Origin of the sequence: Immundisolibacter sp. (assembly GCF_041601295.1) — a bacterium.
Classification (GTDB): domain Bacteria; phylum Pseudomonadota; class Gammaproteobacteria; order Immundisolibacterales; family Immundisolibacteraceae; genus Immundisolibacter.
Genome location: NZ_JBFIII010000002.1, coordinates 1 through 19508, shown reverse-complemented (window position 1 = coordinate 19508; position 19508 = coordinate 1). Strand labels below are relative to the sequence as shown.

Sequence of the window (19508 nt, the reverse complement as noted above, 5' to 3'; positions counted from 1 at the left end):
GGCGCTGTGCCTCCGCTGCCCAAACTTCTTCGTTCCGCCAGTCTGTGCCTGCTGATCGCGATCAGCGTTGCTCCGCAGGCGCTGGCGCAGGACACCGCGCAGGCGAAGTCCAGGCTGGAGCAGCTGGGCAGCGATCTGGGCCAGGCGCTGCGGGCGCTACGCCAGCGCCTGACGCAACGCGACAGCCTGCGCGAACGCCTGACGCAAGCCGACAAGCAGGTGGCGCAGATCAACTCACAGCTGCTAAGCACACAGCGGCAGGCCACCGCCCTGGAACAGGCTCTCGCCAGCCTGCGCGCCGAACAGGCCAAGGCTCGCGCCGAGATTGAACGTCAGCGGCGAATACTCGGGCGCAGCCTTGCGCTCGCCGCGCGCAACGGAACCAGCGATCGACTCAAACTGCTGTTGCAGCAGCAGGATCCGGCCAAGCTGGCGCGCCAGTTGCGCTACCAGCGCTACCTCGCCGATGCGCAAACGGCCCGTTTGACCAGCCTGCGCGAGCAGCTGGATGCATTCGAGGCGCGCGAGAGCCGAATCATCGCCGACGCCGAGGTGCTCAGCGCTAGCCACGCACAGCTGGACCAGCAGCGCCGGGAACTCGAACGCCTGCGTGCCGAGCGAAAAACGCTACTGGCTCAGGCGGAGCAGGACGTTTCCAGCGGCGAGCAGCGCGTGAAACGCCTCCAGCAGGACCAACGCGAACTGAAAACGCTGCTGGCCAACATTGCGCGCCGCCAGGCACAACAACGTGCCGCAAAACCGGCCCCTACGCCCCCGACAAGCGCAGCACGAAAAGCGGACCCGAAAAAGTCGCAGCCGCCCGGACCCCTGGTCAACGCCAGGCCGACACCCAGCCTGCCGGGCCAACGTTTTTCCGCCCGGCGCAGCCATTTGCCGTGGCCGCTGAGCGGTCGCCTGACGGCCCGTTTCGGCACCCCGCGCGAGAGCGGCCGGATGCGTTGGGAAGGCGTGGTCATCAGCGCCAAGCCAGGCGCCACGGTGCGCACGATTCACACCGGCAAGGTGGTTTACGCGGATGTGCTGGGCGGTTACGGCCTGCTGGTGATTGTTGACCACGGCGAGGGCTACCTGAGCCTGTATGGCCAGAACGACGCCGTCCTGAAGCGCCCAGGCCAACGCGTGTCAGCGGGTGAAGCGATCGCCCAGGTCGGCGACCGCGGCAGCGCCAGCGGCCTCTATTTCGAAATCCGCCACCAGGGAAAACCCGTCAACCCGTCCATCTGGTGCGGCAGCTAGATCGAAGATATCTGCCCGGGCCGCTCCCGGACGTCCCAGGCCGCCAACGCCTGAAAGTGTGGCAATGGATTTCTGCGACTGGGCACGGCAGACGCCGCGGGTGGCGGAGCCCCCGCGCCGCGCCGGACATAAACCGGTCCGCAGCGGCCCCAACCGACCACTAACCCAGCCAGTCTCGCGGCTGCAGGTACTTTTCGGTCAACGCCGCCTCTGGCGTGCCGGGTTCGGCCTGCCAGTTGTAGCGCCAGGCGGCCAGCGCCGGCATCGACACGAGAATCGACTCCGCCCGGCCGCCGCTTTGAATCCCGAAGCGCGTACCGCGATCGTGCAGCAGGTTGAATTCCACGTAACGACCGCGGCGGTAGAGCTGAAAATCACGCTCGCGGGGTCCGAACGGCATGTTCTTGCGCCGCGTCAGCAGCGGCTGGTATGCCCGCATGTAGTGCTCGCCGACGCTACGCATGAAGGCAAAGGCCTGATCGAAACCACCGCTGTCGTAGTCATCAAAGAATAGGCCCCCAATGCCGCGCTGCTCGGCGCGGTGGGGGTTGCAGAAATACTCGTCGCACCAGCGCTTCAGGCGGGGGTAAAGGCCGTCGCCGAACGCAGCGCAGGCGGCCTGAGCCTGGCGGTGCCAGAACTGACAATCCTCGTCAAAACCATAATAGGGCGTCAGATCGAAACCCCCGCCGAACCACCACACCGGCGCCGCATCCGGGCGCTGCGCCACGAACAGCCGCACATTGGCGTGCGACGTGGGCACGTAAGGGTTCTGCGGATGAATCACCAATGACACCCCCAGCGCCTCGAAGCGGCAACCGGCGACATCGGGATGTCGCGCACTCGCGGTGCCGGGCAGGGCTGTGCCCTGCACGTGCGAGAAATTGACCGCGCCGCGTTCTATTACGGCGCTGGCTTCCAGCACCCGGGTGCGCCCGCCACCGCCGCCATGGTGCTGCCAGGGATCCTCGACGAACCGGCCCTCGCCGTCCTCGGCCTCCAGCATGGCGCAGATCCGGTCCTGCAAGTCGGTCAGGTAGGCGGCTACTGCCGGCACATCAACGCTGCCCATGGCCAGTCCTCCGCGTCGCCTGACGGCGGCTGCGCCGCATCAGGGTTGTTGCTCCTGAGCCTGCTCGCGCGCCACGGCCCGGTAGCCAATGTCCCGCCGATACAGCGCCCCGGCCCAGGCGACCTGCCCGACCACCCGATACGCCAGGCGCTGCGCCTGCGCCACGCTGTCACCCAGCGCCGTGACGCACACCACGCGCCCGCCGGCCGTCACGATCTGCCCATCCTGCACCGCCGTGCCGGCGTGGAATACCTTGCTGTCCGGCGGCTCGACCACCGGCAGGGCCGGGATGGGTGTTCCTTTGGCGTACTCGCCCGGATAGCCCTCGGCCGCCAGCACCACGCCCAGCGCCGGGCGCGGATCCCAGTCGGCGTGGACCTGATCCAGCCGGCCATCGAGCGCCGCCTCGATCAGCTCCACCAGGTCCGAGCGCAGGCGCACCAGGATCGGCTGGGTCTCCGGATCACCCAGGCGGCAATTGAACTCCAGCACCCGCGGCGCGCCGTTGACGTCGATCATGACCCCGGCGTACAGAAAACCGGTATAGGGCGTGCCGTCGGCGATCAGCGCCGCGACCGTGGGCCCGATCACCTGCGCCATGATGCGGGCGTGGATGTCCGGCGTGACCACCGGCGCCGGCGAATACGCGCCCATGCCGCCGGTGTTCGGGCCCAGGTCGCCGTCGTCACGCGCCTTGTGGTCCTGCGAGGTGGCCAGCGGCAGGATGTGGCCACCGTCGACCATCACGATGAAACTGGCCTCCTCGCCGACCAGGAAATCCTCCACCACCACCCGCGCCCCGGCGCTGCCAAATGTCCCCTCGCCCAGCATGGCACGCAGGGCGGCCTCGGCCTCCTCGCGCCGGTGGGCGATCACCACGCCCTTGCCGGCCGCCAGACCATCGGCCTTGATCACCATCGGCAGCGGGCGCGCCCGCACGTGCCCCAACGCGGCGGCGAGCTCGTCGAAAGTCGCGTAGGCGGCGGTCGGGATAGCATGCCGGCGCAGAAATTCCTTGGCGTAGGCCTTGGAGCCTTCCAGCTGGGCGGCGGCCTGACTCGGCCCGAAGCAGCGCCGGCCGGCGGCGGCGAAGGCGTCCACCACGCCCGCCACCAGCGGCCCTTCCGGACCGACCACGGTCAGGTCGATGGCCTCGCGCTGCGCAAACGCCAGCAAACCGGCCACGTCCTCGACGGCAATCGGAACATTCCCGACCCCCGGCTCGGTGGCCGTGCCCGCATTGCCGGGCGCCACATAAACCCGCGTGACGCGCGCCGAACGTGCCAGCTTCCAGGCCAGCGCGTGTTCGCGGCCACCGCTGCCGATCACCAGTACCTTCATCAGGGTGTCCCGCTCAGTGCCGGAAATGGCGCACGCCAGTGAACACCATCGCCATGCCGTGTTCGTCGGCAGCGGCGATGACTTCACCATCGCGCATGGAGCCGCCCGGCTGAATGACGGCGGCGATGCCACGCTCGGCGGCGGCGTCCAGACCGTCCCGGAACGGGAAGAACGCATCCGAAGCCATTACCGCGCCGGCCAGTTCGAAACCCGCCTCAGCGGCTTTCAAAGCTGCAATGCGGGCCGAATCAACGCGCGACATCTGCCCGGCACCGATGCCCAGCGTGCGCTGCCCGGCGGCGTAGACGATGGCGTTCGATTTCACGTACTTGCCGACTGCCCAGGCGAACAGCAAGTCGTCCGTTTCGGCCTCGGTGGGCGCGCGGCGCGTCACCACCTTCAGGTCGGCACCGGCCAGCACGTGCAGGTCGGCCGTCTGCATCAGCAGGCCGGAGCCGACGCGCTTTACATCGTGGGTGTTGTGGCCGGCGCCGGGCGGGATTTCCAGCACGCGGATGTTCGGCTTGCCGCCGCAGGCGGCCAGGGCCTGCCGCGTGACCGCAGGCGCAATCAGCACCTCAGCGAACTGCTGCCCGACGATGGCCCGCGCCGCGGCTTCATCCAGTGGCCGATTGAAGGCGATGATGCCGCCAAACGCCGACGTCGGGTCGCAGGCATAGGCTTGCGCGTAAGCGTCGGCCGGGTCCGTGCCCAGCGCCACGCCGCACGGATTGGCGTGCTTGACGATCACGCAGGCCGGCGCCTCGAAGCCGCGCACCGCCTCCCAGGCGGCATCGGCGTCGGCCAGGTTGTTGTAGGACAGTTCCTTGCCCTGCAACTGGCGAAACGTCGCCAGCGTGCCGGGCGCCGGCTGCAGGTCGCGGTAGAAGGCCGCCTGCTGGTGCGGGTTCTCGCCGTAGCGCAAGTCCATCAGCTTCACGAAGCGACCGTTTGCCTGATCCGGAAACTGCGCCTGCGTGCCGTCCGGGCGGATCGCCGACAGGTAGTCGCTGATCGCCGCGTCGTAGTTGGCAACATGGTTGAAGGCCACCACCGCCAGGGCGAAGCGGTCCGCATCCCCTACCCCGCCGCTCGCCTCGATCTGTGCCAGCACCGCCGCGTACTGGCCGGGCTCGGTCAGCACCGCCAGGTGGCGGAAATTCTTGGCCGCCGCGCGCAGCATGGCCGGACCGCCGATGTCGATCTGCTCGACCGCCTCATCCAGCGTGCAGTCCGGCCGCGCCACGGTGGCCTCGAACGGATACAGGTTCAGCACCAGCAGGTCGAAGGCGCCAATACCGTGCTGGGCCATCACCCCATCGTCGGTGCCGCGCCGACCCAGCAGGCCGCCGTGGATCATCGGATGCAGGGTCTTGACCCGCCCGTCCATGATTTCCGGAAAACCGGTCAGCTCGGCCACCTCGCGCACGGCAAGGCCCGCCTCACGCAGCGCGCGGCAGGTGCCGCCGGTGGAAACCAGTTCGATGCCACGGGCGGCAAGGCGGCGGGCCAGATCGACCACGCCGGCCTTGTCGGACACGCTGATCAGGGCGCGGCGTACCGAATGTGTCACGTTGAACCTGCGGCGAGGAGACAGCCGCGTGGCGGCGGCTTCATGAAACTGGACCGACTATAAAGCGGATGTCAGAACCCGTACTGCTGCAATTTCTTACGCAGCGTATTGCGGTTGATGCCAAGCATATCAGCCGCCCGACAACGGTTGCCGCGAGCCTTTTCCATCACCACCGCCAGCAAGGGCTTCTCGATCTGCGTCAGCAACAACTGGTAAAGATTGGTGGGGTCACTGTGACCGAGGTCGTCCAGGTAGCGACGCACCGTCATCTCCATACACTGCGCCAGCGGCTGGCAACCGACCGCATCGCCCCCCAGGGTCGCCAACTCCTCGATTTGCACGCTGACATTTGCCGGCTTCATCAAAGGCCTCCCCTGCGCCATCTACCCCGTCGGGAACAGAAAGCCCCCGCAGTGCATGACCGCGAATCTACAAACGGCTTTTTTTGCCGGTCCGTTGCGCCTGTCGGCAACGACCGGGCAGCCATGGTAGCCGAAAATTCATTGTCGTTGGCACGCGGTTCCGGTCACCCCGCGGCTATCGTGTTGTCGTCAGGCGCGTAGATACCGCAGCGTGCAAATTGGACTCCGGTTTCGCTGATGACTACGCGCAGACCAGCTCGCCCCCAACGGCCGCTAGTACAGCGAGAACTTAAAACCAGCCGCCGCCGTGCCTGGATCGGCCAGCGGCAGGCGAACCTCCACCGTCGCGCCAGACGCAAACAGCGCCTCGCCCTGTCGCTCGGCCGGCAGGAACTCGGCCGGCTCGAATATGCGCTCGGCCACCGCTACCTCATCCGGCGCGGTCAACGCCAACGCCAGTCGCGGCCACGGCTGTGCCAGGGGCGCATCGTTGTACAGCGTCACCACCGCCAGCAACGCGCTGCCATAGTCCGGGTGCGAGGTCACGCGCGCCTCGGTCAGGCGGATTGTCTGCAGGTCGTGATACGCCGGCAGTCGGCAGTCCAGCCGTTCGCACGCAGTGGCCAGCCACGGGCGCAGGCTGGGCACCTCAGCCAGACGATTGCGCGCCAACCATGCCAGCTGACCGGCCAGTCCCAACATGAGCAGCACCAGCAAGCCGAAACGCAGCAGACCACCGGCCATGCTTGGCAAGGGCGCAGCAGGAGCGGACACGTAGGCCGGGCGCGGAACCCCCGACTTCACGGATATTTCCGGCAACGGCTCTATGGAAGGGGCCACCTGCGCAGCGAAGATTTCCTGACACACGCCGCAGCGCACCCGGCCGTGATCCGGCAGCCGAGCCGGAGCGCGAAACACCGTGCCACACGCCGGACACCGCAGTAACAAGGATTCCAAGCTCACTGTCTGATCCCCTCAATGCAGGCCCAGCCCTGGTCCAGGACCGGCGTCAGAAATTTCATCCGCGGCCCAAATGCGGCCACCACATCCACGACCTGGGATTCGAGCACGCCGGATAGTAACAAAGCCCCGCCCGGACGCAGCATGGAAATAAAGCGCGGCGCGAGGTCCACCAGAATCGGCGCAAGAATGTTGGCAACCATCAGGTCCACCGACAGCATCGGCAGGTGCTCTGGCGCCACTACCTGCAAACGCTCGATCACCCCGTTGCGCGCGGCATTGTCGGTCGTCGCCCGCAGCGCTTGCGGGTCAATGTCCACCGCCCACACCTGACGGGCACCCAGCAGCGCCGCGGCCACGGCCAGAATGCCCGACCCACAGCCATAGTCGATGACTTCCAGGTCAGCCAATGGCCGCCGCGCCAGCCAGCGCAAACAAAGACCAGTGGTCGCGTGCGAGCCGGTTCCAAACGCCAGCCCGGCATCCAGGCGCAACACCAGCGCATCCGGGACTGGCGGCGCCACGTCCGTGGGACATACCCAGAGCCGCCAACCGAAATGCCGTGGCATGACGTCCTGCCCACTGCGCGCCCAGTCCTGGTCCGCCACCTGCCGGCACACCACCCCCTCCACCCCGGCCGCAGTGAGCAGTGCCAGCAGCGGCGCCGCGTCGTAGTCGCCATCGAACAGCGCGCTCACCCGCACCTGCGGCCACAGCGGCGTTTCGCCGGGAGCGGGCTCGAGCACCGGCCGGTCTCCCGCATCACCGCTGGTGATGCTCAGCGCCCCCGCCCCTTCAAGCAGAGCGCAGACTACGTCGTGCCGCGCAGCGGGAGCTGACAGTTCAATGCTGATCCAACGCATCGGGCGATCCCGGGGCTTGCAAACAACGGCCTTGTCAGTTTTTTTTACGTTCAGCGCCACTTGGCCGAAACCCGCTTGTTCATGGGAATTCGTCGCCAAAACGCAGGTATTGGGGACACTGGTTTCTGGACTCCGATAGCGGGCGAAGGCATGCGACCTGTCAGCATCTTTTACAACTCTGTCTAAAAACATATTCAAGCCATTGCCAAAAAAACTCAACCCTATGTTTTATAGGCATTTTAAATAGATTGGCACACCCATTGCTTTACAGTTTCCAGCAATAAGGCGTTGCGCCGGGGGGCGTAGCGCGGTTGCTAGGGAAAAGACAGTAAATGTCCTAACGCGGGAGCACGAGTTATGAAACAGTATTTGAAAGCCATGGTTTCCGGCCTGGCGCTGGGCATCGCGCTGGCCCTGCCCTCGGCCTCGATGGCTGGCGCCGTGTTAACCACGTCCACTGGCCTTGAGATGGGCGTATTCGACGACGGTGGTCTCGGCTTTAGTGGCACGGGCTTGTTTTTTCCTGGCATCGGCGATGCGATAACTCCCGGCTGTCTATGTGAAGGTTGGGGTGTCGCCGCAAGCGGCTCGAGTGCTTATTCGTATGCTGGTGGTTCCTCAGGATTTTCAACGGCTGTATTCACCGCTGGCGCCACGTCGGATGCAGGTTTCTCCACGGTCACAACCACCTCCGGCCTGACCATCACACACACCTATTCCGCCACCGCGAGCGGCAACCTGTTCAAGGTCGATGTGTCAATCATGAACACCTCTGGCGCTGATGTGAGCGACCTGCGCTACGCACGCACCTTGGATTGGGACGTGCCACCGGGCCACTTCAGCGACGACTTCACCACCATCTGGACCGGTGCGGCCGGCGGCGCCCCGGTGGGCAACGTGCTGCACACATCGTTTGATCCGTTTGCTGCGCCCGATCCTCTGGTCCTGCGTGATTACGTCTTCGGCGGTCCTCCAAACGCCAACGCCACTGATCAGACTGGCGACCTTGGCGCCTACTTCATCCTGTCCTTCGGCGACTTGGCCGATGGCGCCAGCCGTGACTTCACCACTTATATCGGTTTCGGCCGCACCGTGGCGAGCCTGCTTGCTGACTTCGCGGCGAACGGCGTAGGTGCGTACTCCTACTCGTACGACAACGACGGTCCGGCGGCCTTCGGATGGGGCTTTGGTGGAGCCGGCATCGGTGTGCCGCCCATCGGAGGAACACCTGTACCCGCGCCCGCCACGCTCGGCCTGCTGGGCGCAGGCCTGATAGGTCTCGCAGCACTGCGTCGGCGGCAGGCTGCGTGAACTTCGCCTGAGCCGCTTTATATTCTGAATCCGGCTACGCCAACTCGCCACCGCGCGCTGGTGGCACACTCAGAGCCCTCGCCCGTGATAACAGGCGGGGGTTTCTGTTGTCGAGGAGCGCGTTCTATGACCCGTATTGTGCTAGCCACGGCTATCGTCTTTCTGCTGTCTGCATCAGTCGTCAACGGGGCATTCCTGGCGCCTGACCCGCCCCCGCCGTCATCACCGAGCAAGGTCGACCCCACGTTGGAACACTACCGCCAAGGTGTGGAGGCCTTGCGCAATAACAACGTTGACAGCGCCGAGAAAGAATTCGCCGCCGCCCACGCCGCAAATCCGCGGATGCCGCAAGCCCTGGTTGGCTTGGCCGATGTGGCACTCCGGCGTGGCAAACGGGACGAAGCAAAAAAATGGCTAGGTCAGGCCGTCGAGCTAGCGCCGCAGGACGATGTCGTACAGCACTCGCTTTTCATGTTCCACTTTATCGGCAAGGACTACCCGGTCGCTGAGACGGCGCTCCGGAAAGCCATCGAACTTAATCCCCACAATCTGCGCGCGCGGCTCGATCTGGCGGATCTGTACGCCAATACCCTGAAACGACCCAGCGATGCCATCCCCGCCTACCGCGCGGCCGTCCAGGTCGATCCCACGCACGCCGGCGCGCACCAGGGTTTGGCCATGGCACTGGCGGGCACAGGACAGTTCAAGGAGGCGGAAGCGGAGTATCGCAAGGCCGCCGAATTGGCACCCGATATCCCGCTGCCCCTGCATTCGCTCGCACGCATGCAGTTGAGCCGCGGCCAGACCGACGCCGGCCTGGCGTCCCTGGATGCCGCGCTCGAAGTATTGCCGAACTTCGTGCCGGCCCTGCTCGACAAGGGCGATGTGCTGCTCGGCCAGGGTAAGGCTGAAGCAGCGCTGGCGCTTTTCGACCAGGCGGTAGCGGCCGATGCCAAAAGCGCATCCGCCGTTTTCAAACGCGGCGCGGCCCTGCAGCTGCTAAAGCGCCACACCGAAGCCAGCGAGGCGTATGAACAGACCATTGCGCTGGATGCCAACTTCGCGCCTGCCTACAACAACCTGGCCTGGATGCAGGCCGAGTCCGGCGGCAACCTGGGCCAGGCCGAGCAGTGGGCTGCCACGGCGGTCAAACTGGCGCCCGACAGCGCGGCTTTCCGGGACACGCAGGGCTGGGTCTACCGGGCGCAGCGCAAGTTCTCCGAGGCGGAAACCGTGCTTGAGAAAGCCGCGACAATGAAACCGCCGCTGGCCGACGTGAAATACCACCTGGGCCTGGTCTACCTGGACCAGCGCAAGACCGACCAGGCAAAAAAAGCTTTTCGCGAGGCACTAACCATCGACGCTAAGCACGCCCCGTCCAAACAGGCCTTGCAGAAACTTGGGGACGCTTCCTAGTCGTCTGCCAATTACGCGGCGTCGGTTGACGCGCAAAGACGACCAGATTTCGTGGATGCATAGCGCAGCGAAACCCATCAATCCCCAAGCCGACGCCATCGGCACCGGACAATAGCTTACGGCCTGAGCCGCACACGGGGCGCTGCCCGAGGCGTCTGCCTGGGTTGCAGTTGGCCTGATTTGTGGCTTGTGGTAGCGTGAATGCGTGTATTCAACCGGGATTGGCAAATGGCTACTTCAATTCGCCTGGACGCGGAAACCGAGCAGCGCCTGAATTTTCTGTCGGCTCACACTGGACGCAGCAAGGCCTTCTACCTGCGCCAGATTATCGAGCAAGGATTGGAGGACGTAGAGGACTACTACCTTGCGGCGGAGGTGGTCGAGCGCGTTCGGATGGGCCAGGAAAAGCTCTATTCCGCCGAGCAAGTGAGAAAAGACCTTGCCCTGGACGATTGATTACACCGACACGGCCAGAAAACAACTCCTCAAGCTCGACAAGCAAGCAGCGCGGCGCATTGTCGATTTCATGGACGAACGGATCGCGTCTGTGGATGACCCCCGCAGCACCGGCAAAGCACTGAGCGGACCCCTGGGCGGTTTCTGGCGTTATCGTGTCGGCGACTACCGCGTCATTTGCGATGTTCAGGATAGTGCCTGGCGCGTCCTGGTCGTAAAAATCGGTAACCGACGCGAGGTTTACCGATAAGGGCCATAGGTAGGTGAAGGTCGCCGATACCCCAAGCTATAAGTTTGCGTACATGCCCAGACACGCATCCGCGCACTCAGTGCGCGAAGCAAACCACAGCAATAGCCGCAGCTATTGCCAGGATGAGCGACAAAGCACCCGGTGATGCGGGGTGGGTCGAACATAGCGAAATTTATAGCTTGAGCTACCAGGCCGTAACCCATCATTCGGGGCTGGGCCAGCGGTCGGTCTGCTTACGCAGGACAAGCCCGAAGCAGCGCTGGCGCTTTTCAAGCAGGCGGGGGCAGCTGATGCCAGGGGACGCTTCCCAGCCCTGCCGGTCGCGGTTTGGGCAACCAGCTCAAGCTGCATTCGTAACGGCGCGTGGCGCCGGTCGGCGCGCCGAGGTCACCAGCGCGCCCAGGCACAGGACGAGAAAAACGCCTCCGCTCACTGCCAGGGCAAAGCGGTAATCGTCAGCGCTGTGCGGCTGAAGTAGCCCCAAGAGCAATACTGCGAGCGCCATGCTGGCCATTTGCCCTACCAGTCGCGAGGTCTGCATGAGACCGGCCGCCAGGCCGAACGCCGACGGTGGAACGGCCGCTAAAGCTGCATGCTGATTCGGTGGCACGAACAGCGCCGTGCCGATACCGATACAGGCCAGCGCCACCGGCAGCAGGCCGTAGGCACCGGTAACGCCGACCAGCGTGACCAGCGCCAGCCCGGAACAGGTCAGGCACAGGCCGCTGACCGTTAAACGACGCGCCGGGAAGCGGTCCGCCAGGCGCCCGGCGGGTACTGCCAGCAAGGTTTGCAGTACCGGCTGCACGGCCAGCAGCAATCCGGTGCGCGCCGCGCCGCTGCCCACCCCGTGTTGCAAGGCCAGGCTCAGTACGTAGCTCAGGCCAAACACGCCGCTGTAATGCAGCAAGGCCGCCCCCGTGGAGTAGCGCAGCGCCTGCCCCGGCGCCAGCAGCCGCAGGTCGATCAACGGACTGTCCACCCGCCGTTGGTGGGCCACGAAAGCCCACAGCAACAGCCCAGCGAGCAGCAGCAACGCCACCGCGTCCCAGTGCTGTGGCCGACCGCTAGCCAACCAGAAAAAACCTAGCGTCGCACCGAGCAACACTGCCCCCAAGGCGTCGAAACGCGCACCCGGCGCGGTTGCCGCGGACCGTGGCAGGAACCACCAAAGCGCCAGCGCCACGCCCAGACCCAGGCCGCCGGTGAGGTAGAAAATCGACTGCCACCCGAACACCTGACTCAACACCCCGCCCAGTGCCGGGCCAGCAGTGAGGCCGATATAGGTCACGGTGATGTTGATGCCCAGTGCCTGCCCGCGTCGCTCGGGCGGTGCCAGTTGCGCCAGCAGTGCCGGCCCGGTGCCAAACACGCAGGCCGAGCCCGCGCCCTGCAACAGTCGCAATGCAATCTGGGCGTACGGATCGGCGACCCAGGCCCCCAGCAGGCTGGTCACGGCAATCAGCGCCGCGCCCAGGGCCAGCACCGGCCCGCGACCGTAAAGATCCCCGGCGCGGGACACCGGCATCATGAACACCGCCGCTGCCACGAAATAGGCGCTGGTGTACCAGCCCGCCTGGGCTGGACTCAGGCCACGCATGGCCGAGATCTGCGGCACGGCACCCACGATGGCGGTGGCGATGAACGGGCCCAGGACACGTGCGAGCGGTATCAGCGCCAGCGCGACACCCGGCCGCGCCGAAGAGCCCGGTGGAGCCACCGGTCAGGCCGGGTGCGGCAGCGCTTGAGCGCCGGTTTTCTGCGCCGGCTGCCGGCCGGATAACAGCAGGTACACCGCCGGCACCACGTACAGACTGAACAGCGTGCCGACCAGAAGGCCACCGATAATGACCCAGCCGATCGGATGCCGGCTCTCGGCCCCGGCACCACCGGAGAAAGCCAGCGGCATGGCCGCGAGCAGCATGGTTGCGGAGGTCATCAGAATCGGGCGCAGGCGCAGCACCGAGGCCTGCACGAGGGCGTCGCGCGCGGCCATGCCGGTGGCGCGTAGCTGCCGCGTGAACTCCACGATCAGGATGCCGTTCTTGGCCGTCAGGCCGATCAGCATGACCATGCCGATCTGGCTGTACACGTTCAGCGTATTGCCGGTGAAGTACAGCGCTGCCACGGCCCCGGCGATAGCCAGCGGCACCGACAGCAGGATCACCAGCGGATCCCGGAAGCTCTCGAACTGCGCCGACAGCACCAGATAAATGAACGCCAGCGCCAGGCCAAAGGTGAGCGCCAGCGCCTGGCTGGCCTCCCGGAATTCGCGGGAAACTCCGTCATAGTCGATGCGCCCACCGGGCGGCAGAAGGTCCTTGGCCTGCATCGCCATCCAGTCGAGCACCTCGCCCATGGCATGGCCGGGTGCGATGTTGGCGCTGATCTTGGCCGCCCGCAAGCGGTTGAAATGATTCAATTCGCGCGGCGCCACTGCCTCGTGCAGGCTGACCAGGTTGTCCACCTGCACCAGCGAGCCATCGCCGGCGCGCAGATAAATGTCGGTCAGATCGGTCGGCTGGCGGCGCGCGTCGTCGGCCAGTTTTACGATCACGTCGTATTGCTTGCCGGCACGCTTGAAGCGCGTCACTTCCCGTCCACCGAGCAAAGTCTCCAGGGTACGCCCGACGTCCGCGGCACTGATGCCGACATTGGCCAGCTTGTCGCGATTCACGTCCAGCTTCAGCTGCGGCTTGTTCAGCTTCAGGTCGGTATCCAGGTTCAACAGCGCCGGGTTCTGGCTGGCGCGCGCCATCAGGCCGTCGACCGCTCCCTGCAGGTCTTCCCAGGTGTCGGCCTGCAGCACGAACTGCACCGGCGTCTCGCGATAGCCACCCATGCCCAGCGACGCCCGGTTGATGGGAAACGCCAGCACGCCCGGTAGGGCGCCCAGTTTGGGTCCGAGGTCGCGGGTAACGTCGAACTGGGACCGTGTGCGCTCGCCCCACGGCTTGATGGTGGCGAACGAGGCACCGATATTGACCGGTGCCGGCCGCTGCACGCCCGGCGAGACCACCATGAACAGCGTGGTCATCTCCGGGACGTCGTTCAGAACGGCCTCGGCCTGCAACATGTTGCGGTACATGTAGTCGTAGGTCGCGCCTTCCGGGCCGATCATGAGCACCACGAAATCGGAGCGATCCTCCAGGGGCGCCAGTTCCGATTTGAGCTGCATGAACATCCATGCCCCCACGGCGCCCATGCCGATCGCCAGCGCCAGCACCAGCACCCAACCGCGCAGCGCCGCCCGCAACGTAGCCTCATAGCCACGGTTCAAGGCCACGAAAAACCGTTCCGTGAACTGGTAAGCGGCGCTGTGATGCGCGGGTTTGAGAATCCGGCCGCACAGCATCGGCACCAGGGTCAGCGCGACGAAGCCGGACACCACCACGGCGCCGGCCACCGCCAGGGCGAACTCGCGAAACAGGCGTCCGGTGGTCCCGGTCTGAAACGCCATCGGCACGAACACCGCCACCAGCGTGATGGTCATGGCAAGAACCGCAAAGCCGATCTCGCGTCCGCCGACCAGCGCTGCCTCGCGCGGCGGCAAGCCATCCTCGATGCGCCGGTAGATGTTCTCCAGCACCACGATGGCGTCGTCCACCACCAGGCCGATAGCCAGCACCAGTGCCAGCAGAGTCAGGATATTGATCGAAAAATTGAGCGCATACAGAAAGAAAAACGCGCCGATGATAGCCACCGGAATCGACAGGAACGGAATCAGCGTGGCTCGCGGCGAGCGCAGGAACCCGAAGATCACGACAACCACCAACCCCAGGGCTTCGAACAGCGTCGTGTAAACGGCCTTGATCGATTCCTCGACGAAGTTCGACCGGTCGGTCCCGATCTTGAACTGCATGCCCTCCGGCAAGGTCGCCTGGATTTCAGGCAGCATGACCTTGATCGCGCGGGCAACTTCCAGCAGGTTGGCGGTGGACTGCTTGACCACGCCCATTCCCACCGCCGGGGCACCGTCGACGCGGATGCCGGACCGCTCGTCCTCGGCCCCCAGTTCGGCGTGGCCGACGTCCTGCAGGCGTACCGGGTAGCCGTTCACCTCGCGGATGATCATGGCGTCGAACTGCTCGGCGGTGCGCATATCGGTTTCCGACAGCACCGTGAACTCGCGCTCGGTGCTCTCGATACGCCCGGACGGCACCTCGATGTTCTCGCGCCGCAGGGCGGTTTCGATGTCCAGCGGCGTGAGGCCATAGCCGGCCAGCCGCTCGCGGTCCAGCCACAGGCGCATGGAATAGCGCCGCTCGCCACCGATCAGCACCGTCGCCACGCCGGGAATGGTCTGCAGGCGGTCGCGCACCACCCGGTCGGCATAATCCGATACCTCCAGCGGCGAGTGGCGGTCGCTGTAGAAGGCCAGCCACATGATCGGATCGGCATCGGCCTCGACTTTGGAGATGACTGGCTCGTCGACGTCCTGGGGCAGCTTGCTGCGGGCACGGGCGACGCGATCGCGCACGTCGGCTGCGGCATCGTCCGGATCGCGCGTCAGCCGGAACTTGACGGTGATTTCGGACACTTCCTCGCGCGACACCGACTTCATGACGTCGATGCCCTCGATGCCCGACAGCTCATCCTCCAGCGGCTGGCTGACCTGGCTTTCGATGATCTCGGCACTGGCACCGCGGTAAATGGTGCGCACGGATACCACCGGCGTGTCGATCATCGGATACTCGCGCACCGACAGGCGGGTGAACGAAATCACGCCCAGCAGCACGATAACCAGGCTCATCACCGTGGCCAGCACCGGCCGCGCGACGGACACCTCCGTCAGTTTCACGGTGCGGTCTCCGGCGCCTGGGCAGCGACCGGCATGCCATCACGCAGCTTCATCTGACCTTCGGTTACCACCGTGTCACCGACGCCAAGACCTTCGACGATTTCCACAATTCCCGGCAAGCGCAGGCCAGTGCCCACCGGCGTGAACACCACCCTTCCATCCACGACCTTGAACACGTAAAGCTTCTCGCCGCGTGGCACGATGGCCTGCTCGGGTATCACGATCGCCTGCGGTCGCTCACCGACGGTCAACTCGACCTGAGCGAACATGCCCGGCCGCAGCAAACCGTCGCTGTTCGGCACCCGCCCGCGCAGGGCAAAGGTACGCGTGGCGGCGTCAAGCCGCGGATCGATGGCGTAAATCTCGCCGCTGAATTCGCGGCCCGACACGGCGTCCACGCGCAGCATCAGCGCCCGACCAACAGTCATCGCGCCGGCGTGGCGCTCGGGCACGCGAAACTCGATCTTCAGCGGGTCCAGGTCTTCCAGATTCACCAGATCCTGGCCCGGCTGCACGTAGGCGCCGGGACTCACCTGGCGCAGACCGGCCACGCCGTCGAACGGTGCCCGCAGCACGGTCTTGGCCAACATCACCTGATGGCGTTGCAGCAAGGCCCGCGATTCGGCCAGCCGTGCCTGCGCCTGGTCGTAATCCTGCTGGCTCAGCATGTTGGTTTTGACCAGATCAAGCGCACGCTGGAAGTTCAGACGGTTGACCGTCACCGTAGCCTCGGTCTGCGCCACCTGGGCCCGGTACTCGGCGGCGTCCAGCGTGATCAGCGGCTCCCCGGCCTTGACCGGCTGGCCTTCCTCGAAATGAATGCGCTCCACACGCCCGGGAATCTCCGGGCGGATCAGCACCGATTCGTTGGCGGTGAGCGTACCCACGGCACGCAGGCGGTCGGTCAGGTGTTCGGTGCGTGCCTGGGCAACCAGCACGGGCAACGCCGGACGAGCGGTGCCAGGGGCACCCGGCGTGGCGGATTGATCCCCTCGCGAGCAGCCAACGGCGACGAGCAACAACGCTGTACCCCCCAGCAGGAGGCGCGGCAAAGACCAGGTGAGGGGCATATTGTTTTTCCGGTGGGGGTCGGCGTCCCGCCGCCATTACACCTAGCGCTGACCGCCCGGTCAAGCGGTGGCGCCACGCGACGCAGCCACGAGACCAAGACCCTTCTGCGCAACCACCGTCGGCGACCCCGCCCTTTTTCGCTCGGTCGCGCTTGACCGGATACCGCTTCGATCTGTCCGTCTGCCGCGCAATCCGCTCGCAGGCGTGTAACTGCGGCCAGGATCGCGGCGACCCGGAATCAGGCGCTCAGGGTCTGGGCGGGCCAACCTGGGGTGGCACCACGTTGGGCACCCAATCCCACCATTCGTGTTGTCCCTCAGCGGTGTTGTTCTGGGTGCGATGAACGTCCCAGGTCACCACATAATCCGGATTTTCGATGTCCACGCCTGAGGCGGCGTGGCGGTAACGTCCAGGCGGGGCCTTGAACCAGGCGTCCAGGTTCGGCGGCAGCACGAACTCGGGCTGATCGACGCCGGCGTCCATGTGACGCAACCGCACCCAGATGCCTTGCTCGGGGTCGACCCTGACCACCGATCCGGCGTACTGGGCCTGCTTCATCGGCTCGCCCTGGAGATCAAAATACGACAGGCCGATCACGCAGGTCCTGGCGAGCAGGTCTTCGAGCCGCATCGGGATCACGGATAGTGACGCAACGGCGCCACGCCGACCTGCGGCAGATTGGCCAGACCGATGTCGCGGGCGTGCTCCTCGAAGCCTTTGTTCTTCCAGAAAAAGGCGCCGGGCATGGTGGTCGGAACCACCAGCACATAGAACAGCGCCCGACCAATGACACTGCTGGCAATGCTGGCCACACCGACGCCGACCCAGCCCAGCAGCGTGAACAGGCCGAACTGCGCCTGCCCCAGCATCGCCGCCAACAGACCAGCGGCCAGCAGCAGATTAAGCGCCAGCATGGCGTTGCGCAGCAGGTAGGTGTTGCCGAAAGTCGTGGACTGAATGTAGTACGAGGCGCCGCCTTCGTGCCCGGCATGGCCCATGGCGCGCGCGTGCGCGACATGGCCAATGGCCTCCACCGCGAGGCCCAGGGTCAGCCCACCCGCACAGGCCAGCGCCGCTGCCTGGTAGTTCTCGCCACTGGCCGCCAGGGTTGCCACCAGTACCGCGCCGACCAGCAAGGAGCCCAGCGACAAGGCGCTGCCGGCGAAGGCCGTCGCGACCTGCCAGTGGTCCCAGAACGGACGCGCCTTGATGCGATAGCAACGGGTCATGTAGTACAGGCCCACCGTGCTGCCCAGCACGGCCAGAAACCCAAAGCCGACCGCCGAACCGGCGGCAATCTGGCCCAGCGGCGCGACATCGAAACCAAACAGGGCGCTCACCAGCGACTGGAACAGGCTGTTCGCTGGCAGGCTGCACACAATATGCAGGCCGAGCGCGCCGATGAATATGGCAATGCCCAGACCCTCGCGCGAAACCGGCGAATAACGCAGGTTGTTGAAGCCACGGTAGAAGCGCTGCGGTTTGCCCAGGTGCAGGGTCGACATGAACAAGCCGAACGACACCAGCAGGAAGTTCAGGATCGCCAGCGGTGCGTACAGCGCCGATTGCCCGAAAGCGACAAAACCGTCCACGCCGGCCTGGGCGCCCAGGAACTGCCAGGCAAACGCGCCAGCGGCCGTCTGTGCCGCCAGCGTGAACAGCACCAGCGGGTTCTCGCGCGAGCTCAGGCGGGCGATGTTCCAGTGTCTGGCCTGGCCTTTTTTCTGGTCGACCGCTGGGCGGTAACGGCCTTTTGCATCCTTGTGGTACTTCAGGGGCATCGAGTCGGTGCGCTTCATCTCGTCCGGCAGTTCCTTGATCTGCTGGAAACGGATGTTCGGCTGGGTGATTTCGGGCGACGGGAAGCCGGGAATCTCCACCCGTGCCTGCTCGCGGCCTTTGGGGATTTGCTCGATCACGCCAAAATCCAGTGCGTTGCCGACGCAGGCCGCGACGCAGGCCGGCTTCAGGCCCACCTCGAGCCGATCCACGCACATATTGCACTTGGAAACCTGCCCCTTTACCGGGTCCAGTTGCGGCGCGTTGTACGGGCACACCCAGGTGCAGTAGCCGCAGCCGAAGCAGGTCTCGGGATCCTGCAGCACGGCGCCGTATTCGGCGTGCTTGGTGTAGGCGCGCGTCGGGCAGCCTTTCAGGCACACCGGATCGTCGCAGTGATTGCAGGCCATCGAGATGTTCATGCGCTTGTAGTCGGGGAAGCTGCCACCCTCGACATAGCCCACCGACCGGAACGCCAGATGTGGCGGTGTCTCGTTCTTCTCGGCGCAAGCCGCTTCGCAGGCATGGCAGCCAATGCAGTTGTCGGCGGTGAAGAAAAATCCGTGCTGCTTGTTGCGGTTGGGGTTGGTGCCCACCGCCGGGTTCTCGTTGATGAACAAGGAACGGCCAACCGGCAGCGCGTGCCCGTTGCGCTTGTTCAGCTCGATCAGGTCGATTTCCTGACCGTAGCGATTGGTCTTGTCGATATCCGCACTGGCCAGCACCGCGAACGGCTGCTCTTCCGTGCGGATGTCCCAGATCGGTTTGCCCCCGGACTGTCCACTGGCCGGGGTGACCGAGGCTTCACCGGTTCGGTCATCGATTTTGATGTGCATCATCTGTTTATGTCCGTGCTCCGGAAAAGGTTCAGAACGCGCGCCGTTCCATGTTCAGGCGGGCCGCTTCCCGCTGGTCGATCTGCTCCACCCGCACCGCGTTCTGCTTGAAGGCCGGCTGGCGCGAATACGGATCGAGCAGCCCCAGGGTCAGGCGATT

The 19508-nt window shown here is 65.5% G+C and carries 16 protein-coding genes; 5 read left to right on the top strand and 11 right to left on the bottom strand.

The window, feature by feature from the left end; translation table 11 throughout:
- The first annotated feature begins 6 nt into the window (after positions 1-6).
- Positions 7-1257, top strand: a complete 1251-nt coding sequence (locus ABZF37_RS00500) for a murein hydrolase activator EnvC (RefSeq protein ID WP_372715595.1) — start codon at positions 7-9, stop codon at positions 1255-1257.
- Positions 1258-1417: 160 nt separating this feature from the next.
- On the opposite strand, the gene hemF is transcribed toward ABZF37_RS00500, so the two are convergent.
- The 6 genes from hemF to prmA form a co-directional block, all read right to left on the bottom strand.
- Complete coding sequence (hemF, locus tag ABZF37_RS00495) at positions 1418-2329, bottom strand: oxygen-dependent coproporphyrinogen oxidase (protein WP_372715593.1); 912 nt, start codon at positions 2327-2329, stop codon at positions 1418-1420.
- A 39-nt stretch (positions 2330-2368) separates the two neighbouring features.
- The gene (gene purD / locus ABZF37_RS00490) at positions 2369-3670 is read right to left on the bottom strand and encodes a phosphoribosylamine--glycine ligase (protein ID WP_372715591.1); all 1302 of its coding nucleotides are present in this window, start codon (positions 3668-3670) and stop codon (positions 2369-2371) included.
- Between the two features lie 13 nt (positions 3671-3683).
- Positions 3684-5243, bottom strand: a complete 1560-nt coding sequence (gene purH, locus ABZF37_RS00485; protein ID WP_372715589.1) for a bifunctional phosphoribosylaminoimidazolecarboxamide formyltransferase/IMP cyclohydrolase — start codon at positions 5241-5243, stop codon at positions 3684-3686.
- Positions 5244-5314: 71 nt separating this feature from the next.
- Entirely contained in the window at positions 5315-5605 is a 291-nt protein-coding gene (locus tag ABZF37_RS00480; protein ID WP_372715587.1) for a helix-turn-helix domain-containing protein, read from the bottom strand.
- 273 nt (positions 5606-5878) lie between these two features.
- Positions 5879-6568, bottom strand: a complete 690-nt coding sequence (locus ABZF37_RS00475) for a zinc-ribbon and DUF3426 domain-containing protein (protein ID WP_372715585.1) — start codon at positions 6566-6568, stop codon at positions 5879-5881.
- Positions 6565-7428, bottom strand: a complete 864-nt coding sequence (gene prmA / locus ABZF37_RS00470; RefSeq protein ID WP_372715583.1) for a 50S ribosomal protein L11 methyltransferase — start codon at positions 7426-7428, stop codon at positions 6565-6567. Before prmA ends, ABZF37_RS00475 begins: the two co-directional genes overlap by 4 nt.
- A 378-nt stretch (positions 7429-7806) precedes the next feature.
- Here prmA and ABZF37_RS00465 point away from each other — a divergent pair, with 378 nt between their 5' ends.
- From ABZF37_RS00465 to ABZF37_RS00450, 4 genes are all read left to right on the top strand, one after another.
- Positions 7807-8739, top strand: a complete 933-nt coding sequence (locus ABZF37_RS00465) for a PEP-CTERM sorting domain-containing protein (protein WP_372715581.1) — start codon at positions 7807-7809, stop codon at positions 8737-8739.
- A gap of 126 nt (positions 8740-8865) precedes the next feature.
- The gene (locus ABZF37_RS00460; RefSeq protein WP_372715579.1) at positions 8866-10155 is read left to right on the top strand and encodes a tetratricopeptide repeat protein; all 1290 of its coding nucleotides are present in this window, start codon (positions 8866-8868) and stop codon (positions 10153-10155) included.
- Between the two features lie 228 nt (positions 10156-10383).
- The gene (locus ABZF37_RS00455; protein ID WP_372715577.1) at positions 10384-10611 is read left to right on the top strand and encodes a DUF6290 family protein; all 228 of its coding nucleotides are present in this window, start codon (positions 10384-10386) and stop codon (positions 10609-10611) included.
- Positions 10595-10861, top strand: a complete 267-nt coding sequence (locus ABZF37_RS00450) for a type II toxin-antitoxin system RelE/ParE family toxin (protein ID WP_372715575.1) — start codon at positions 10595-10597, stop codon at positions 10859-10861. The genes ABZF37_RS00455 and ABZF37_RS00450 overlap by 17 nt, the downstream gene beginning before the upstream one ends.
- A gap of 340 nt (positions 10862-11201) precedes the next feature.
- On the opposite strand, the gene ABZF37_RS00445 is transcribed toward ABZF37_RS00450, so the two are convergent.
- The 5 genes from ABZF37_RS00445 to ABZF37_RS00425 form a co-directional block, all read right to left on the bottom strand.
- On the bottom strand, positions 11202-12581 hold the full coding sequence (locus ABZF37_RS00445; RefSeq protein WP_372715573.1) for an MFS transporter: 1380 nt from the start codon (positions 12579-12581) through the stop codon (positions 11202-11204).
- Positions 12582-12584: 3 nt separating this feature from the next.
- Positions 12585-15662, bottom strand: coding sequence for an efflux RND transporter permease subunit (locus ABZF37_RS00440; protein WP_372715571.1), 3078 nt, complete (start codon positions 15660-15662; stop codon positions 12585-12587).
- A complete protein-coding gene (locus ABZF37_RS00435; protein ID WP_372715569.1) occupies positions 15659-16732 on the bottom strand; it encodes an efflux RND transporter periplasmic adaptor subunit in 1074 nt (357 codons plus the stop codon). The genes ABZF37_RS00440 and ABZF37_RS00435 overlap by 4 nt, the downstream gene beginning before the upstream one ends.
- 247 nt (positions 16733-16979) lie before the next feature.
- On the bottom strand, positions 16980-17363 hold the full coding sequence (locus ABZF37_RS00430) for a hypothetical protein (RefSeq protein ID WP_372715568.1): 384 nt from the start codon (positions 17361-17363) through the stop codon (positions 16980-16982).
- Between the two features lie 5 nt (positions 17364-17368).
- On the bottom strand, positions 17369-19351 hold the full coding sequence (locus tag ABZF37_RS00425) for a DmsC/YnfH family molybdoenzyme membrane anchor subunit (RefSeq protein WP_372715566.1): 1983 nt from the start codon (positions 19349-19351) through the stop codon (positions 17369-17371).
- Positions 19352-19508: the final 157 nt, after the last annotated feature.